At 70.4% G+C, this 15,803-nt stretch carries 13 protein-coding genes; 9 read left to right on the top strand and 4 right to left on the bottom strand.

Features of this window, described 5'->3' with window-relative positions:
* Window positions 1-223: 223 nt before the first annotated feature.
* Window positions 224-499, top strand: coding sequence for a hypothetical protein (locus V1227_RS16340; RefSeq protein ID WP_329793422.1), 276 nt, complete (start codon window positions 224-226; stop codon window positions 497-499).
* A gap of 162 nt (window positions 500-661) precedes the next feature.
* On the opposite strand, the gene V1227_RS16335 is transcribed toward V1227_RS16340, so the two are convergent.
* Window positions 662-1,528, bottom strand: coding sequence for a quinone oxidoreductase family protein (locus V1227_RS16335; RefSeq protein ID WP_329793421.1), 867 nt, complete (start codon window positions 1,526-1,528; stop codon window positions 662-664).
* Window positions 1,529-1,740: 212 nt separating this feature from the next.
* Between V1227_RS16335 and V1227_RS16330 the strand changes: the two genes are divergently transcribed.
* Entirely contained in the window at window positions 1,741-2,667 is a 927-nt protein-coding gene (locus V1227_RS16330; RefSeq protein WP_329793420.1) for an AraC family transcriptional regulator, read from the top strand.
* A 96-nt stretch (window positions 2,668-2,763) separates the two neighbouring features.
* On the opposite strand, the gene V1227_RS16325 is transcribed toward V1227_RS16330, so the two are convergent.
* Window positions 2,764-3,705, bottom strand: coding sequence for a DUF6461 domain-containing protein (locus V1227_RS16325; RefSeq protein WP_329793419.1), 942 nt, complete (start codon window positions 3,703-3,705; stop codon window positions 2,764-2,766).
* A gap of 149 nt (window positions 3,706-3,854) precedes the next feature.
* On the opposite strand from V1227_RS16325, the gene V1227_RS16320 reads away from it, so the two are divergent.
* From V1227_RS16320 to V1227_RS16290, 7 genes are all read left to right on the top strand, one after another.
* Window positions 3,855-6,638: an AIR synthase-related protein gene (locus tag V1227_RS16320; RefSeq protein ID WP_329793418.1), complete on the top strand. Its 2,784-nt coding sequence runs from the start codon at window positions 3,855-3,857 to the stop codon at window positions 6,636-6,638.
* A complete protein-coding gene (locus tag V1227_RS16315; protein ID WP_329793417.1) occupies window positions 6,635-7,303 on the top strand; it encodes a phosphoribosylformylglycinamidine synthase subunit PurQ in 669 nt (222 codons plus the stop codon). Before V1227_RS16320 ends, V1227_RS16315 begins: the two co-directional genes overlap by 4 nt.
* Window positions 7,304-7,384: 81 nt before the next feature.
* Window positions 7,385-8,485, top strand: coding sequence for a serine hydrolase domain-containing protein (locus tag V1227_RS16310; protein ID WP_329793416.1), 1,101 nt, complete (start codon window positions 7,385-7,387; stop codon window positions 8,483-8,485).
* A 1,045-nt stretch (window positions 8,486-9,530) separates the two neighbouring features.
* Window positions 9,531-11,921: a sensor histidine kinase gene (locus V1227_RS16305; RefSeq protein ID WP_329793415.1), complete on the top strand. Its 2,391-nt coding sequence runs from the start codon at window positions 9,531-9,533 to the stop codon at window positions 11,919-11,921.
* 25 nt (window positions 11,922-11,946) lie between these two features.
* Window positions 11,947-12,384, top strand: a complete 438-nt coding sequence (locus V1227_RS16300; protein ID WP_090099343.1) for a roadblock/LC7 domain-containing protein — start codon at window positions 11,947-11,949, stop codon at window positions 12,382-12,384.
* Entirely contained in the window at window positions 12,381-12,761 is a 381-nt protein-coding gene (locus V1227_RS16295) for a DUF742 domain-containing protein (protein WP_090099341.1), read from the top strand. Before V1227_RS16300 ends, V1227_RS16295 begins: the two co-directional genes overlap by 4 nt.
* Window positions 12,742-13,335: a GTP-binding protein gene (locus V1227_RS16290; protein WP_236219676.1), complete on the top strand. Its 594-nt coding sequence runs from the start codon at window positions 12,742-12,744 to the stop codon at window positions 13,333-13,335. The genes V1227_RS16295 and V1227_RS16290 overlap by 20 nt, the downstream gene beginning before the upstream one ends.
* A 59-nt stretch (window positions 13,336-13,394) precedes the next feature.
* Here the strand turns inward: V1227_RS16290 and V1227_RS16285 are convergent, their stop codons facing one another.
* Both V1227_RS16285 and V1227_RS16280 read right to left on the bottom strand, forming a co-directional pair.
* Window positions 13,395-14,756, bottom strand: a complete 1,362-nt coding sequence (locus tag V1227_RS16285) for a tryptophanase (protein WP_329793414.1) — start codon at window positions 14,754-14,756, stop codon at window positions 13,395-13,397.
* A gap of 11 nt (window positions 14,757-14,767) precedes the next feature.
* Window positions 14,768-15,745: a tryptophan dimethylallyltransferase family protein gene (locus tag V1227_RS16280; protein ID WP_329793412.1), complete on the bottom strand. Its 978-nt coding sequence runs from the start codon at window positions 15,743-15,745 to the stop codon at window positions 14,768-14,770.
* Window positions 15,746-15,803 lie beyond the last annotated feature (58 nt).

Raw genomic sequence — 15,803 nt, 5'->3', positions numbered from 1 at the left:
CGGCGCAGCCTCCACCGGCACGCAACGAACCTCTCCGGAACATGGGGCGCCAGGGCTACTCCGACTGTCCAGCAGGCTGGATTGTCCGTCCGGACGAACCTCAAGAGGCTCAGGCGACTCGTCGTGCGCGGGACCGATGTCCGCGCGAATCCCAGGAGTTGTCCTTCTCGTGGAACTTCCCTCCTCCACACCGCGTCGACCCTTCGCGTCGCGGTGTCGCCGCATGGTCACCGTCGCTGCCGCGTCGGCGGTCGCGGCGGGCACTCTCGTGTTCGTCGGCGCTGTCCCGGCTTCCCCCGCGGAGCCGCGCCGCGATGCGTTCCAGCAGGGCATGGACAAGCTCGTGGGTGTCGACCGGCACCCCGGAGCGCTGGGCGCTGTCCGGGACCGGAGCGGCCGGACCCGCCACTACACGGCCGGGGTCGGTGACTCGCGCACCGGCGACGAGGTGCCGGCGAACGGCCCGCTTCGGTCGTGCACGTGGCAGGAACCGTCGTGATCGAGGTGATGCGGGGGTCGGTCGCGGCCTCCGCCGGCACCGAGGTCGTTCTCCCGCCACGGCCGCAGCACGAAGCGTTCGGTCGTCACCTCGAGGTTTGCCAAGTCGACAGCCCGCACCTTGCCCGCCTCCCCACCGCCTCGCGGGCGGTGTGCCGCGGTTTCAGGGAACGAGCACGATCTTGCCGAAGGCGGCACCGGACTCGAGCCTGTCATGCGCGTGCGCCGCGGCCGCGAGTGGGAACGTTCCGTCGACCGGACTGGCGATGGTTTTGCCGGCCACGAGTTCCAGGAGCTTCTCCATGCGTGCGCGGAGCTCCGCACGGCTGATCGAGGAGAGGCTGAGCACGAGCAGGGCCGGGGAGGCCGGGAACCGGCCGAGCAGGGTCGAGCCGAAGTCCGGCGCGGGGAAACCCGCCGCTCCTCCGCACAGCACGTACCGGCCGTTGGGAGCCAGCTTCTCCAGGAAGTGATCGAACTCCGGGCGGCCGACCGGGTCGATGATGATGTCGTATTCCTCGTACGCCTGAGCGACGGCAAGACGGTTCACGACAGTCGGCACCCCCAGCGCTGCCAGCCGTTCACCGCGAGAAGCGGAGCTGGTCACCGCCGTCACGGTGGTGCCGAGGTGGATGCCCAGCAGGACCGCCATGAGCCCGACTCCGCCACCGGCACCACGAACCAGGACCTCGTCCGCTGCGCGCACCCCGGCACGTTCGAGCGACGTCCAAGCGGTCAGCGCGTTGAACCCGAGCGCAACCGCTTCCGCTGCACCGACCTGGTCGGGAAGAGCGACGACAGCCTCGACGTCTGCCGTGACCAGCTCGGCATAGCCACCACCGGTCCTGTCCAGCATCGCGTAGACGCGCCGGCCGACCCACGCGTCGTCGACGTCCTCACCGGTCCCGACGACGACACCGGCCACCTCGATGCCCGGCACGAGGCCCGGGGAGGGGGAACCGCCGAACTCGCCTCGACGCGACATGACGTCGACGTGTCCCACCCCGGCCGCCTCGACTTCGATCAGCACCTCTCCCGGTCGCGGCCGGGGATCGGGGAGATCGGTGAGGACGAGGTCTCCGCGCCTCCGAACGCTTTCAGGACAACGGCCTTCATGATCGGTGTTTCTCCTCGGTAGGGCTGGTCCGAATGGATCGCGACTTCACCGTATGAGGCTTCGGTTGGCACATACCATGCGTGTACGCGCCGAATTCATACGTGATTGTGCCTATGCTTTCCGGCGTGGACGTGTTCAGTGATGTGATCGGCAGCATCCGGGCCGGGCGGCCGGCGTTCTGCCGCACTTCCGGCAGCGGCGCCTGGGGACGGAGCTTCGACGACTTCACCGGCGCCGGCTTCCACGTGCTGCTGCGCGGAGCGTGCTGGCTCCTGCTGCCCGGCCGGACACCGTTGGCGCTCAGTCCGGGCGACGTGGTGCTCCTCCCGCACGGCACCCGGCACGGGTTGAGCGAGCGACCGGATCGGCCACTGGCGGATCTGCCCCGCGAGACAAGCCTCCCCTCGGGAGCCGTCTTGCGGCCGGAAGTGCCGATCGACCCCGCGGTGGCGCACGCGGACATGGTGTGCGGTGCTTATGAGCTGGTACTTCGACCGCTGCACCCGTTCCTGCGGGCGCTGCCGGACGTCGTCCACGTACCTGCGCGGGCAGGACGGCACCCGGCGTTGCGTGCTGCGGTCGACCTCCTGGCCGCCGACGTGGCGGACGCGCTCCCCGGCGCTGACGCGGCGGTGCCCGCGCTCATCGACCTGGTGGTGATCTACACGCTCCGCGCGTGGTTGCAGGACGAGGCCGAACGCGCGGCCGGCACCGCCGGCTGGTGGGCCGCCCTGGCCGATCCCGCGATCGCCGAGGCACTCCAGCACGTGCACCGCGAATTCAGTCGCAAGTGGACAGTGCAGGAGCTCGGTGAGGCGGTCGGCCTCTCCCGGACCGCGTTCACCCGCAGGTTCACCTCCATGGTCGGACAGCCCCCGCTGGTCTACCTGACGAACTGGAGGCTGGGCAGGGCCGCCCAGCTGTTGCGGGAGACCGACGATCCCCTCGCCCTCGTCGCGCGTCAGGTCGGTTACGGGTCCGAGTTCGCCTTCGCCAACGCCTTTCGCAGAGCGTTCGGCGTGTCCCCCGGACGGTTCCGGCGTGTTCCATGATCGAGCCACAAGGCGCGGCGCGGTCCGTTGACGCGGGCGACCCGGTCGCACCGCAGTTCGGCCGGGCGTTCCAGCCGCCCCGCACAGCTGACCGCGTCAGGCCCGGTCCGCCCGGAACGCGGCCGCGAGGGCGTGCAGCAGGTGCCCGTGGCGGTGGCCGATGGCACGCTCCTCGTCGGTCATCCGGCTGCGGGCGTGGTTCAGCGACCAGCCGGCCCGCCGCGACAGCGCCGACCACTCGCGGACGTGCCGGCCCAGGTCGCTGTCCGGGGTGAGGACCACCGGGTCGCCGCGGCGGGCGGCCGTCAGTGCCGCCGCCAGGCCCGGGGTGTCCTCCAGGGACAGCTCCGCGACGATCTCGGTGGCGGTGGCCAGGGGGTTGTCCACCACCTCGGGACGGGTGCGGGTGAACCAGCGCTCGAAGTGCGCGCTCGGCAACGGGGCGGTGAGCTGGTCGAACGTGGGCAGGACGCCGGTGAGCAGGCCCGCCGGCCGCAGCGAGCGGGTGATGGGCTCGTCGTAGCGGTCGTCGTCCTCGTCAGCCGGGCCGGTGTCGAAGCCGGCCTCGCGCATCAGCGGCAGCAGGCGTTCCAGGCCGTCGCCGCCGCTCTCGTCGAGCCAGGTGGGGTTGAAGTGGGCGGCGAGCTCGCCGTCGACGTGGTGGACGAAGCCCGGTGAGGCGTAGTCGTGCCGCGTGACCACGACGGCCTCCGTGCCTCGCGACAGGGCGTCGGCCAGGAACTCCAGCGAGGACGAGGCAGGCTGGGACAGGACGGTCCACCCGCCGAGCGGCAGGGCGGCCGCCACCTCCGGGTAGCCGTAGTCGAAGTCGTGCAACCGCCGCATCTGCGCGGGGGTGCGCGGCTCCAGCGTGTCCATCAGGCCGCCTGCCCGGCGCAGCGCCTCCAGCGGGTCCAGGTCGCGGACGAACACGAGCGTGAAGATCTCGCCGAGGAACGGGCCGGGGCCGGGATCGGCGTCCGCCCAGGACAGGTCGTGCTGGTCCACGTGGTCCCCGGCCCGGTGAGTGACGCTCATCGCTCACCGTGAATTCGAGTCGTGCTGTGGTCAACGCCTAGGGTGCTGCATGTGTCGTAGCGCGGCCTCGCCTGGTTGCACGGGTGCTTCCAGGGGCGCGGTCGCCGCCCAGGACAATTGCTCCCGACCGTTCAGCTCCAGGAGGATTGTTGATCCACAAGTTCTCGGTTCGCTCCGCGGGTGTCGCGGAGCCCGACATCCGCGAGCTCGGCCGATCGTGGGAGCTCGACGACCTAGAGGTGTGGCGCGACTACTACGTCGAGTTCGAGGGTGCGCCCGAGCCCGCCGCGCTGACCGCCGTGGCGCAGGTGCTCGGTGACCAGCTCGACGTCGAGGTCTCGGTGGACCAGCCGCTCGAGCCCGGCGCCGTGCAGGTCGCCTACAAGCGCGGCGTCGTCGACAACGAGAGCGACTCGATCATCACCGTGTGCGCCCTGCTCGGCGTCAAGGCGCGCGCGGGCAAGGTCGCGACCAGCTACAGGTCCGCTTCGCCGCGGCTGCGCGACCTCGTCGTCGCCACCCGGTTCAACGCGACGATCGAAGAGCTGCACGACGAGGAACCGCACTACGACACCCTCGTGCCGCAGGGGCACTACGAGTCGGCCGCGAAGTTCGACCTGCGCGGTCTCGACGACGCGGCGCTCGCCGAGCTCGGCACCGCCGGGGGCCGCAACCTCTCGCTCGCCCAGATGAAGCACGTGCAGCACGTCCAGGTGACGCTCGGCGACGAGTACGTCACCGACGTCCTGCTGGAGGCCCTGGACGCGCGCTGGAGCGACCACTGCGCCCACACGACCTGGAAGTCGCTGGGCAGCCTCCTCGGCAGGCTGGTCCAGGCCGCGAAGGACGTCGACAACCCGAACGTGCTGAGCATGTTCCACGACAACGCGGGCGTCTGGGACTTCTACGAGGGCCACGCCATCGCGATCAAGGCCGAGACGCACAACGGCCCGTCGGCGATCTCCGGCTACTTCGGCCAGCTCACGAAGCTCGGCGGCGTGCTGCGCGACATCCTCGGCACGGGCCTGTCCGCCGACCCGATCGGCAGCTTCGAGTACACGGCGCTCGGCGAGCCCGAGGCGCCCGCGCCGATCAAGGGCCGTCCGGACGCGCGCAGGCTCGCCGGCGAGACGATCCGCGCGATCAAGGAGTACGGCAACACCTTCGGCGTGCCGATGATGTCGTCGCGCATGACGTTCCACCCGGCGTACCGCGCCAAGCCGTTCGCGCTCGGCGGCAGCATCGGCCTGCTGCCGGTGTCGGCGGCCCAGCGCGGCACCCCGAAGCCCGGCGACTTCGTCGTGCTCATCGGCGGCCTGACCGGCAACGAGGGCATCCACGGCGCGTCCGCGAGCTCCGCCGGCGCCACGATGGACACCGCGGCCGTGCAGATCGGCGCGCCGCTGGAGCAGGTCAAGTTCCGCAAGGCGCTGATCGAGCTGCGCGAGGAGGGCTGCCTGAGCGCGCTGACCGACGTCGGTGGCGCGGGCCTGAACAGCGCCGTCGGTGAGATCGGCGAGGCGTGCGGCGTGTGGATCAACACCGCGCTGGTGCCGCTGAAGACCGCGGCGCTGCCGATGTGGCGGATCCTGCTGTCGGAGTCGCAGGAACGGATGCTGCTCGCCGTGCCGCCGGAGCACCAGGAGCGGGCGAAGAAGATCCTCGACAAGCACATGGTGCGCTCGACGGTCATCGGCCGGTTCGCGGACACGGGTCGCTACCACGTGTTCCACGCCCCGGACCTGACCGAGGAGGCCCTCATCGCCTCCGCGCCGGACGCCGTCCCCGCCCACCGGGGCGAGACCGGCTTCGACGTGGCCTACGACCTGCTCGACCTCGAGGTCGAACGGGTCGAGGTCGGCCCGCCGCCGCGCCCGGCTGGCGTTCCCGAGTGGCCGGAGCTCGCGCCCACGCAGCTCGCCGGGCTGCTGGAGGACGTCGTCGCCGACGCCGAGGTGGCCTCGCAGCACCACGCGGACTCGCAGTACGACTCCACGGTCCAGGGCAACACCTGGTACGGCCCGCACTACGGCACCGTGCACTCGGTGCGGACGGCCTACTGGGCGGGCACGCCGGTCGCGGGATCGCCCGCCGCCGCCGTGCTGAACACCGCGTTCAACCCGTGGATGTTCGACGCGGACCCGGTCGCCGCCACGCGCCAGATGTTCTGCTCGGCCATCGCGGGCCAGGTGCTCGCGGGTGTCGAGGTGAAGGACATCTGCATGTGCGACAACTTCTACACCCCGCACCTGTCCCCGCACTGGCGCGAGTGGCTCGTCGGCATGGTCGACGAGCTGGCCGGCCTGGTCCGCCACTTCGGCGTGCCGCTGATCTCGGGCAAGGACTCCTCCGCGGGCTCGGTGCAGACCGACGAGGGCCTGGTCAGCGTTCCGCCCGCGGTGTTCCTGTCCGCTCTCGGCAAGGTCCCGCACACCGACCGGCTGCTGCGCGAGCAGTGGACCACGCCGGGCAACGTGCTCGTGCGCGTCGGCCTGGAGACCCCGTCCCCGGTCGGCACGGTCGCCGCGCGCAAGCTCAGCCTGCCCGCCGGCGCCCTCGACGAGTTCGAGCTCCCCGCCGTCGACAGCTACCTGACCGCGCTCGCCGCGAGCAGGAACCTGCTGCGCAGCGGTGCCCGCATCGGCGCCGGCGGCGTCGCGGCCACGCTCGCCCAGGGCGCGCTGGCCAGCGGCATCGGCGTGAAGCTGGAGTCGGGGACCACCGAGTCGCTCTTCGCCGAGCACCGCGTCGGCGCCGTCGTCGAGGTCGCCCCCGACGACGTCGCCGCCCTGCCCGCCGAGCTCTCGCCGGTCGTCCTCGGCACGCTCGAAGGCACGCTGGAGGGCACCGGGATCGTGCTCGAAGGCATCGACCTGTTCGCCCCGGCCGCGCGCGACGGCTGGCTCAACTCGTTCACGGCGAGGATCGCATGAAGCCGACCGTCAACGTCCTGTACCTGCCCGGCACCAACTGCCAGGAGGAGACCGTCCGAGCGTTCGCCGAGGTGGGTGCGGAGCCGCGGCTGCGGTTCGCGGCCGACCTGCTGGCGGGCGCCGAGCGGCTCGACGACGCCGACATCCTCTGCATCCCCGGGGGGTTCTCGTTCGGCGACCACCTGGGCGGCGGCGCCGTCGCGTCGGTGCTGCTGCGCAGCCACCTCGCGGACCAGTTCGAGGCGTGCCGCACCCGTCCGCTGATCGGCATCTGCAACGGGTTCCAGATCGCGGTGCGCGGCGGCTGCTTCGGCAAGGTGGGCCTGAAGGTCAACAGCGCCGGCACGTTCCGCAACGAGGAGAACCAGCGGCACGTCGTCGACGGCGACAACGACAGCCCGTGGCTCACCGGCCTCGGCGGTCAGACGCTGACCTTCCCGTGCGCGCACGGCGAGGGCCGGTTCGACCCGGGCAGCGAGACCTCCGGCTACCGCGTCGCGCTGCGGTACGAGAAGGACTCGAACCCCGACGGGTCGTTCGAGGACATCGCGGGGGTCACGAGCGCCGACGGGCTCGCGTTCGGGCTCATGGACCACCCCGAGCGGGCGGTCGGCCGCGAGGTGCGCCTGGCGTTCTTCGAGAACGGCGTGCGCGCGGTCAGGTAGTGGTTCCTGGTGCCGGCCCCACCGCGCGAGCGGGGGCCGGCACCATGGCCGCGGCCCGGAGGCCACGGCACATTTGTGATCATGAAATCACTCCTCGTCGCGGCCGTGGTCGCGCTCTCGCCCTTACCGCCGCCACAGCCGGAGCTGCTGCAGGCGGCCATCTCCGACCTGGAGAACCCGGCCGCCACGTCGGCTCAGCTGCGGGTGTCCGGCAGCGCGGGCGAGTGGTACGGCACCGCGGGGGTCGCGGACCGGCGGACGCGGTGCGCGGTCCGGCCGGACGACCGGTTCCGGATCGGCAGCGTCACCAAGGTGTTCGTCGCGACGGTGGCCCTGCAGCTGGTCGCCGAGGGCAGGCTCGACCTGCGGACTCCCGTCCGGCAGCACCTGCCCGCGTTGCCGGAGACGTTGCGGGACGTGGAGGTCGGTCACCTGCTCGACCACACCAGCGGCATCCCGTACGAGGTCGGCTTCCCCGACCTCGGCACGCCGGAGAAGGTGCTCGAGCACCGCTGGGACCGGTACGCGCCCGACCGGCGGCTGAAGATGATCCCCGCCGTCGAGCCGATCTTCACCCCCGGCACGAAGCAGGAGTACCGGGGCATCAACTACGTGCTCGCCGCGATGGTCGTCGAGGAGGTCACCGGCCACGGCTACGGCCACGAGGTCGAGAAGCGCATCGCCCGTCCGCTGGGACTCACCAAGACCTACGTGCCGGGCCGGTACGAGACCAGGATCCGCGGAGCCCACGTCCACGGCTACCTGGACGTGCCGGGCAGGGGGCTGGTCGACGTGAGCGAGTTCAACACCTCGAAGTCCTACGGCGAGGGCGACATGATCTCCACCACCGGCGACCTCACCCGGTTCGCCGAAGGGCTCTTCGGCGGCGAACTGCTGCCTGCGCCGTTGCTGGACAAGATGTTCACGTTGCCGAAGGTGTCCATGGTGGATGGTCGGGAGGCCGCGTACAGCACGGGGCTGCAGACGTTCACGATCAACGGCGTCGAGGTGTGGGGCAAGACGGGGGAGCAGTACGGCTACAACGCGGGCCTGTTCTCGACGCGGGACCAGCAGCGGCGGATCGCGTACTCGTTCACGCCGGTGGCGCGGGACGCCACGCAGCAGCAGATGACCCTGCGGATCGCGAACGCGGCAACCAGCCCCGCGGTTGACCGGCCTTGATCCGGTTGCTCGACGATGGTGCGACCCTCGTAGGCCTTGATCAGCCACACGCTGTGAACACCTACTCACCGTAGTGGCACCTGCGGTCCCCGGTGAGCCGAATCGCCGTGCCGGGCAGCGCGAATTTCCACTGTGGACCGTCGAGAAAGCACTGTTCAACTGTGGGAACACGGTTGCCCGGCTCGATTCACCCGTTGTGCGAACGGGTGGTGATCACCCTCCCCGGTGGATTGCCGCGGTCACTCGGGGTGAGAACGAGTGCGGTGTGGATCGGTGCCTTGGAAAGGCGGCCGCGACACGGCGGATTCTGTCTCGAAGAGGACAATCGACGAAATCGATCGTCAATGGACGAATCAGCACCTGGCTCGAGGATGGGCGGATGATCGGCGCCCGGTCAATGACACGAGCGGACGAAAATCGGACCGAAAACGGCGAAATCCGGACCGTCTGTGGCGGAGACCACTGCGACCTTCTCCGGTGGCGCGCCGGACTCCAGGCGGCGGACCGGCGTTCGTGCGTACGCCGAGTGGCGCCACGGCCATCCGGCGCCACCGCCCGGAGGCCGGTCCGCCCCATCGCGACCGGCGAATGAACTGCGGCGATCACGCTGAGTCGCGGCGTCCGGCACGCGAATTCACCAATAGGACGCAGTGACGGAAAGCGACGCCCGGACGCGCTGCGTCCCGCTGGAACGTCCGAGTATGTCGTTGTCAAGTTGCCGGTGATTAGCCGCCGCGTTTCCGGGGACCGGTTCGGGAAAGGCCGGTTCGCCCGCTCGGTCAGAGCGGCCTTGACCAGCGGGAGCGCGTTCCCGGGCCACAACGGCGGTTCCCCCGGACCGAGCGAACCTCGCCATGGGGGTGTTGCGGTGGTCATGGGACTGAGTAGTCTGCACACACCCCTCAAGATCATCGCTGTTGATCATGCTGATCTTGCAGTGCTATCTTTCCGTCGCCAATTCGGGTGGTCGTGGAGCGTTGTGAAGCGTAAGAACGTGCCGGACACGAATTACAAGACAATTCGTTCCCGGCTCACTGGTGTCGTGGTGGTTCCCAGCATCGTCCTCCTGGCCATGTGGGCGCTGTTCTCGTCCTACACGGTGTTCGAGGGGCTGTACCTCCAGCTGGTCGCCTCCGGTGTGAAGGACGCGTCGATCCCGGCCGTCCAGTCCTTCGCGTCGCTGCAGAAGGAACGCGAGCTCAGCATGACGAGCCTGAGCCGTCCCGGCACGGGCACGACGGCGCTCGCGAAGCAGCAGTCGGAGACCGACGCCGACCTCGCGAAGATGAAGACGGCGTTCAGCGAGCTCGCCTCCCAGGCGCCGCAGGAGGTCGTCGACGGGATCGGCAAGCTCAACGGCCTGCTGGACCAGCTCCCCGACGTGCGGGCGCGCCTCGAGTCGGGCGCCGCGTCCAAGGACGAGGTCTACCGCTACTACAACAGCCTGCTGGACTCCGGCGCCTCGCTGTTCACGACGCAGGCCCGCATCGTGCCGGACGCCGAGACCGTGACGGCCGCGCTGCTCGCGCCCCAGTCGTTCCAGGCCGTCGACTCGATGTCGCGGTCCGGCTCGGTGGCGGCCGCCGCGCTGGCGGCCGGCAGGTTCACGCCCGAGGAGCACCGCGAGTTCTCCCAGCTGGTCGGGTCCTACAGGTCCGCGCTGGCCGGCATGGAGCCGTTCGTGCTGCCCGAGGTGCGCGACCACTACAAGCGGATCGTCGCGAGCCCGCAGTGGCAGCAGCTGGCGACCATGGAGAACCGCCTGCTGCAGATCGCGGAACGGCCCATCGGCAACCAGGTCACGCTGGCCGACTGGGAGAACACGAGCCGGGCGGTGTCCACCGAGCTCACCACCATGGTCGAGGAGCAGTCCAACGGCGCCGTGAACCTCGCCATGGCGAACGGCAAGGCCAAGTTCACCTCGGTGCTGATCGGCAGCCTCGTCGCCCTGATCGCCGTCATCGTCGGCATCCTCGTCGCCGTCCGCGTGTCGAACCGCCTGGTCAACAAGGCGTTGATCGTGCGTCTGACGAGCCTGAAGAGCGACTCGCTCAAGCTCGCCCACGAACGGCTGCCCGACATCGTCGAACGGCTGCGCGACGGCAAGCACGTCGACGTCGCCGCCGAGGTCCCCGCGCTCGACTACGGCAACGACGAGATCGGCCAGGTGGCCGACGCGTTCAACGCCGCGCAGTACACCGCCGTCGCCGCGGCGGTGAAGGAGAGCCAGACGCGTGAGGGCGTGAACCGGGTCTTCCTCGACATCGCGCGCCGCAACCAGGGTCTGGTGCACCGCCAGCTCAAGATCCTCGACAAGCTGGAGCGCGAGGAGGAGAACCCCGACCACCTCGACGCGTTCTTCCAGCTCGACCACCTGGCGACCCGCGCCCGCCGCAACGCCGAGAACCTGATCATCCTGACCGGTGAGCAGCCGGGCCGGCAGTGGCGCAAGCCCGTGCGCATGCTCGACGTCGTGCGCGCCGCCGTCGCGGAGACCGAGCAGTACGCCCGCGTGAAGGTGAACCCGGTGCCCGAGGTGGCGCTGGTCGGCGCCGCGGTCGCGGACATCATCCACCTGATCGCCGAGCTCGTGGACAACGCGACCTCGTTCTCCTCGCCGCGCTCGCAGGTCGAGATCCACAGCAGCGAGGTCCCGCAGGGCCTCGTGATCGAGATCGAGGACCACGGTCTCGGCATCAAGAGCGAGGACCGCGAGCAGCACAACAAGATGCTGGCCGCGCCGCCCGACTTCGAGGCGATGCGCCTGCGCGGCGAGTCCCGCCTGGGCCTGTTCGTCGTCGCGCGCCTCGCCGCGCGCCGCCACGTCCGGGTCGAGCTGCGGGACTGCCCGTCCGGCGGCACGATCGCGCTGGTGCTCATCCCGTCCGAGCTGGTCGTCGGCGAGGCGGGCGTGGTGGAACCGGTCGACACGACCCAGATGCCCAAGCCCTCGTTCCGGCAGCAGGCGCTCCAGCAGGCCGTCGCGCCGGCGGAGACCGTCCCCGCGGTGGAGCCCTCGGTTCCGATGCAGGGCGACCTCGCGAAGGACTCCCGCCCCACCGAGACCTTCCAGCTCAACGAGTTCTGGTCCGGGAGGGCAGTGGGAAACGGCGGGGACCCAGGCCCGGAAGGGGACCTGGACAGCAGCAGCGGTCACATCGAGCTGCCCCGGGAAGACCGCCTGGCCGGTGCGTGGCCGACCGACGACCCGGCGGAAGGTGAGAAGACGACGCGACAGGACACCAGGCCGGAGCTGCCGCGTCGCAGGCGGCAGCAGCACCTCGTGCCCCAGCTGGCCAACGACGACCTCCGGCCGATGCCCGACCTCGCCGAGTTCAACCCCGAGGAACGGGCGGAACGAACCCGCAACGGCATGTCCGCCTTCCAGCGTGGCACGCGTGACGCCCGCCAGGCGGACGACGTCGTGGAACCGTGATTACGACACTGAAAGGGCTATTTCCGTGGACGACCTGACCGGCGGGCACCCCGAGCTCAACTGGCTGCTGGAAGACCTCGTCGCGAGAGTGGTCGGCGCCCGGCACGCGGTGGTGCTCTCCGCGGACGGCCTGCTGCTCGCCCGATCGCCCGAGCTGTCCAAGGACGACTCCGACCACCTCTCGGCGATGGCGTCGGCGTTCCAGAGCCTCGCCAGGGGCACCGGACGGCACTTCGGGGGTGGACAGGTCCGGCAGACCATCGTGGAGATGGAGCGCGCGCACCTGTTCGTCACCGCGGCGGGCCAGGGCGCCTGCCTCGCGGTCGTCGGTGACGAGGACGCGGACATGGGCATGATCGCCTACGAGATGAACATGCTCGTGAAGCGCGTGGGCGCCTACCTGTCGTCGGCGCCCCGAACACTGGCGTCACCGCGGATGCCCAACCCGCTTGGCCTGTCATGAGCCAGCACTCCGGCGACTGGTGGTACGACGAGGCGGCGGGCCCCATGGTCCGCCCCTACGCCATGGTGAGCGGTCGCACGAGACCCAAGCCCGCGGGCGAGGACCTGACCCTCACGACCCAGGTCAGGGCGCTCCGCACGAACTCCGAGCAGGGCACGCTCTCGGTCGAGCACCTGGAGATCATCAAGCTCTGCCGGAAACCGCTCTCCGTCGCGGAGGTCGCCGCCTACCTGCACGCACCGCTCGTGGTCGTGAAGGTGCTGCTGAGCGACCTCATCCAGCGCGGTGACGTCATCACCCGCGACCCGTCCAGAACGGCGGTCCCGGTGGACATGAACCTACTCCAGAAGGTGCTCGATGGTGTCCGTGCAATCTGAGCAGGCGCGGGAGGACCTCTCCGTCCCCTCGTCCGTCAAGATCGTCATCGCCGGTGGGTTCGGCGTCGGCAAGACCACGATGGTCGGCGCCGTCAGCGAGATCACCCCGCTGCGGACCGAGGAGCTGCTCACCGAGGCGGGGGAGGAGATCGACGACCTCGCGGGCGTCGAGGGCAAGAACACGACCACCGTCGCGCTGGACTTCGGCCGCATCACGATCAGCTCCGAGCTCGTGCTGTACCTCTTCGGCACGCCCGGCCAGGACCGCTTCTGGTTCATGTGGGACGAGCTCGCGGTCGGCTCGATCGGCGCGGTCGTCCTCGTCGACACCCGCAGGCTCGAGGCGGGTTTCGGCGCGATCGACTTCTTCGAGCGCAGGAGGATCCCGTTCATCGTGGCGGTGAACTGCTTCGAGGGCAGCCACTCCTACACGGCGCAGGAGATGCGCGTGGCGCTCGACGTCTCGGACAACGTGCCGCTGGTGCTGTGCGACGCCCGCGACCGCGAGTCGTGCAAGAAGGTCCTCGTCAGCGTGATCGAGCACGCGATGAACCGGCTCGACGTCATGGCCTGACCTCCGCGACGGCTGAAGCCCTCGGTGACGTCCACCGAGGGCTTCAGCCGTTTCCGGGGCTACGGCCTGACCTGCTCCAGCCGGCACCGGAACGGCCTGAGCATCGCCGGTGCCTCGACGAGCCGGTAGCCGGGAACCTCCTCGGCGTTCGCGGCGATGCCCGCGAGCGTCTCGGCCACGTACTCCAGGTGGCTGCGGGTGTAGACCCGGCGGGGGATCGCGAGCCGCACCAGCTCGAACGGCGCCGGCGTGACCAGCTCACCGGACGCGTCGATCTCACCCAGGTAGAGCGAACCCAGCTCGGCGCACCGGATCCCGCCCGCGAGGTAGAGCTCCGAGGCGAGCGCGTGGCCGGTGAACCTGCTCGGCGGGATGTGCGGCAGCAGCCTGCCCGCGTTGAGGTACACCGCGTGCACGCCGGCCGGGCGGACGCTGTCGACACCGGCCTGCCGCGCGCACTCCGCCAGGTAGGCGGTGGCCTCCGCCCGCTCGCGCAGGTACAGCGGGTCGGTCACCTCGATCATGCCCTGGGCGCACATGTCCAGGTCGCGTCCGGAGAGCCCGCCGTACGTGCGGAACCCCTCGGTGGCCATCAGCACGAGCTCGCACTGCCTGGCGAGGTCCGCGTCCTGCAGCGCCAGCATCCCTCCGATGTGGACGATGCCGTCCTTCTTCAGGCTGGCCACGCAGCCGTCGGCCAGCCGGAACGCGAGCTTCGCGACGTCGCGCGGGCTGTGGCCGCGGTACTCCTCCTCCCGCTGCGTCACGAGCCAGGCGTTCTCGGCGAACCGGGCGGCGTCGAGGATGAACGGCACGCCGTGCTTGCGGCACAACGCACTCGCGGCCTTGAGGTTCGCCATCGACACCGGCTGCCCGCCGCCGCCGTTGTTGGTGATCGTCATGAGCACCAGGCCGACGTCCTCCGGCCCCGACAGCGTCCGCTCCAGTGCCACGAGGTCGATGTCGCCCTTGAACGGCGCCTCGCTGTCGAGGTCCGCGGCCTCCGGGCAGGGCAGGTCGCGCACGACGCCGCCCGCCAGCTCCACGTTCGCGCGGGTGGTGTCGAAGTGCGTGTTGCCGACCGAGAGCTGCCCCGGCTTCAGCAGCACGCCGAACAGGATCCGTTCCGCGGCACGGCCCTGGTGCACCGGGAAGATGTGCGTGTACCCGGTCAGCTCCTCGGCGACCTCGCGGAACCGGAACCACGACCGGGCTCCCGCGTACGTCTCGTCGCCGCGCATGCCGGCGGCCTGCTGCTCCGCCGACAGCGCGCCGGTGCCCGAGTCGCTCAGCAGGTCGATCGTCACGTCCTCGGCGGTGAGGTTGAACTGGTTGTACCCGCCCTCGGCGTATCGGCGTTCCCGGTACTCGCGGGTGGTGATGGGAATGGGCTCGACGACCTTGATGCGGTACGGCTCCACGTGCTGCCTTTCTAGGCGGACAGTGCTCTGGTGCGGGGTGGCGTCACGGCGTACGCCTCGGAGGACAGGTAGACCGTGACTCCCGGCCGGGGTCTGCCGAGCCGCAGCGAGACGTGGGCGATCAGGCCGACGCCCTCAGCGAGCGGCCGCCGGACGAGGCTCGCCAGCGCCATGAAGAACGGCGAGGGGTCGAAGCCGCACCTCACCATGATCGCCAGCACGCGTTCGCACGCCTCGAGGTCGTCCTGCACGTAGTCCCGCACCGGGATGTAGAGGGAGTAGCCGCTCGGCCGGTCGGTGTCGCCGGACAGGAACGTGTAGCTCGACATCAGCGGGCGGCGGGAGAAGGGACCGTCGCCGCCGCAGGCGATCTCGCAGACGTCGGTCAGCAGCGCCGGGTCCACGTCCGGCACGGCCTGCGCCGCGCGCACCACGTCGGCGATCACGGCGTCTTCGTGCGAGACGTAGGTCTTCACCCGCGCCCGGCTCTCGTCGGTGAGGTCGAGGGCGAAGAAGGAGAACCGGTCGAGGCCGTCGCGCCGCAGGGCGTTCCGGGAGACGGACGGCAGCGCCGCGTCGAGCCCCAGCCGCGCCAACGCCTCGGCCACCAGGGAGGTCGCGCTCCCACGGCCGCGCACGTCCGGGTTGAGGTAGACCTTCACCCCGGGAGCCGCCTCGCGCCCGACGATCAGCGAGTACCAGAACGCGAACTCGCCCTGCGGGTCCTCGGGCAGGAACAGGTCGCGCACCCGGTCGAGCAATCCGAGTCGCACCTGGTGACGTGCCGCCAGCCCGTCGAGGACGTCGAGCGCGGCGCCCAGATTCGCCCGCTTGCCCGGTTGCCCGGCGAGCGGCTCGACGATCATTCGCACGACCGGGTGCTCGTTCCGGGCCAAAGCCACCGAGAATTCGACGGGAGTGTGGTCGTCGGCCACGGAAGAGAGCCAATGGGGGGCTTCGGAGAGGGGCAGCCCGCTACCGGGCCCCAATGCCTCACCCAGCAGTTTTGTCGCGCTTTCGGCTGATTCCGCTAAACCTACGGCGCGC

Source organism: Lentzea sp. DG1S-22 (assembly GCF_036321065.1).
GTDB lineage: Bacteria > Actinomycetota > Actinomycetes > Mycobacteriales > Pseudonocardiaceae > Lentzea > Lentzea jiangxiensis.
The sequence above is the reverse complement of the archived record's forward strand: the minus strand, read 5'-3'. Positions and strand labels throughout refer to the sequence as shown.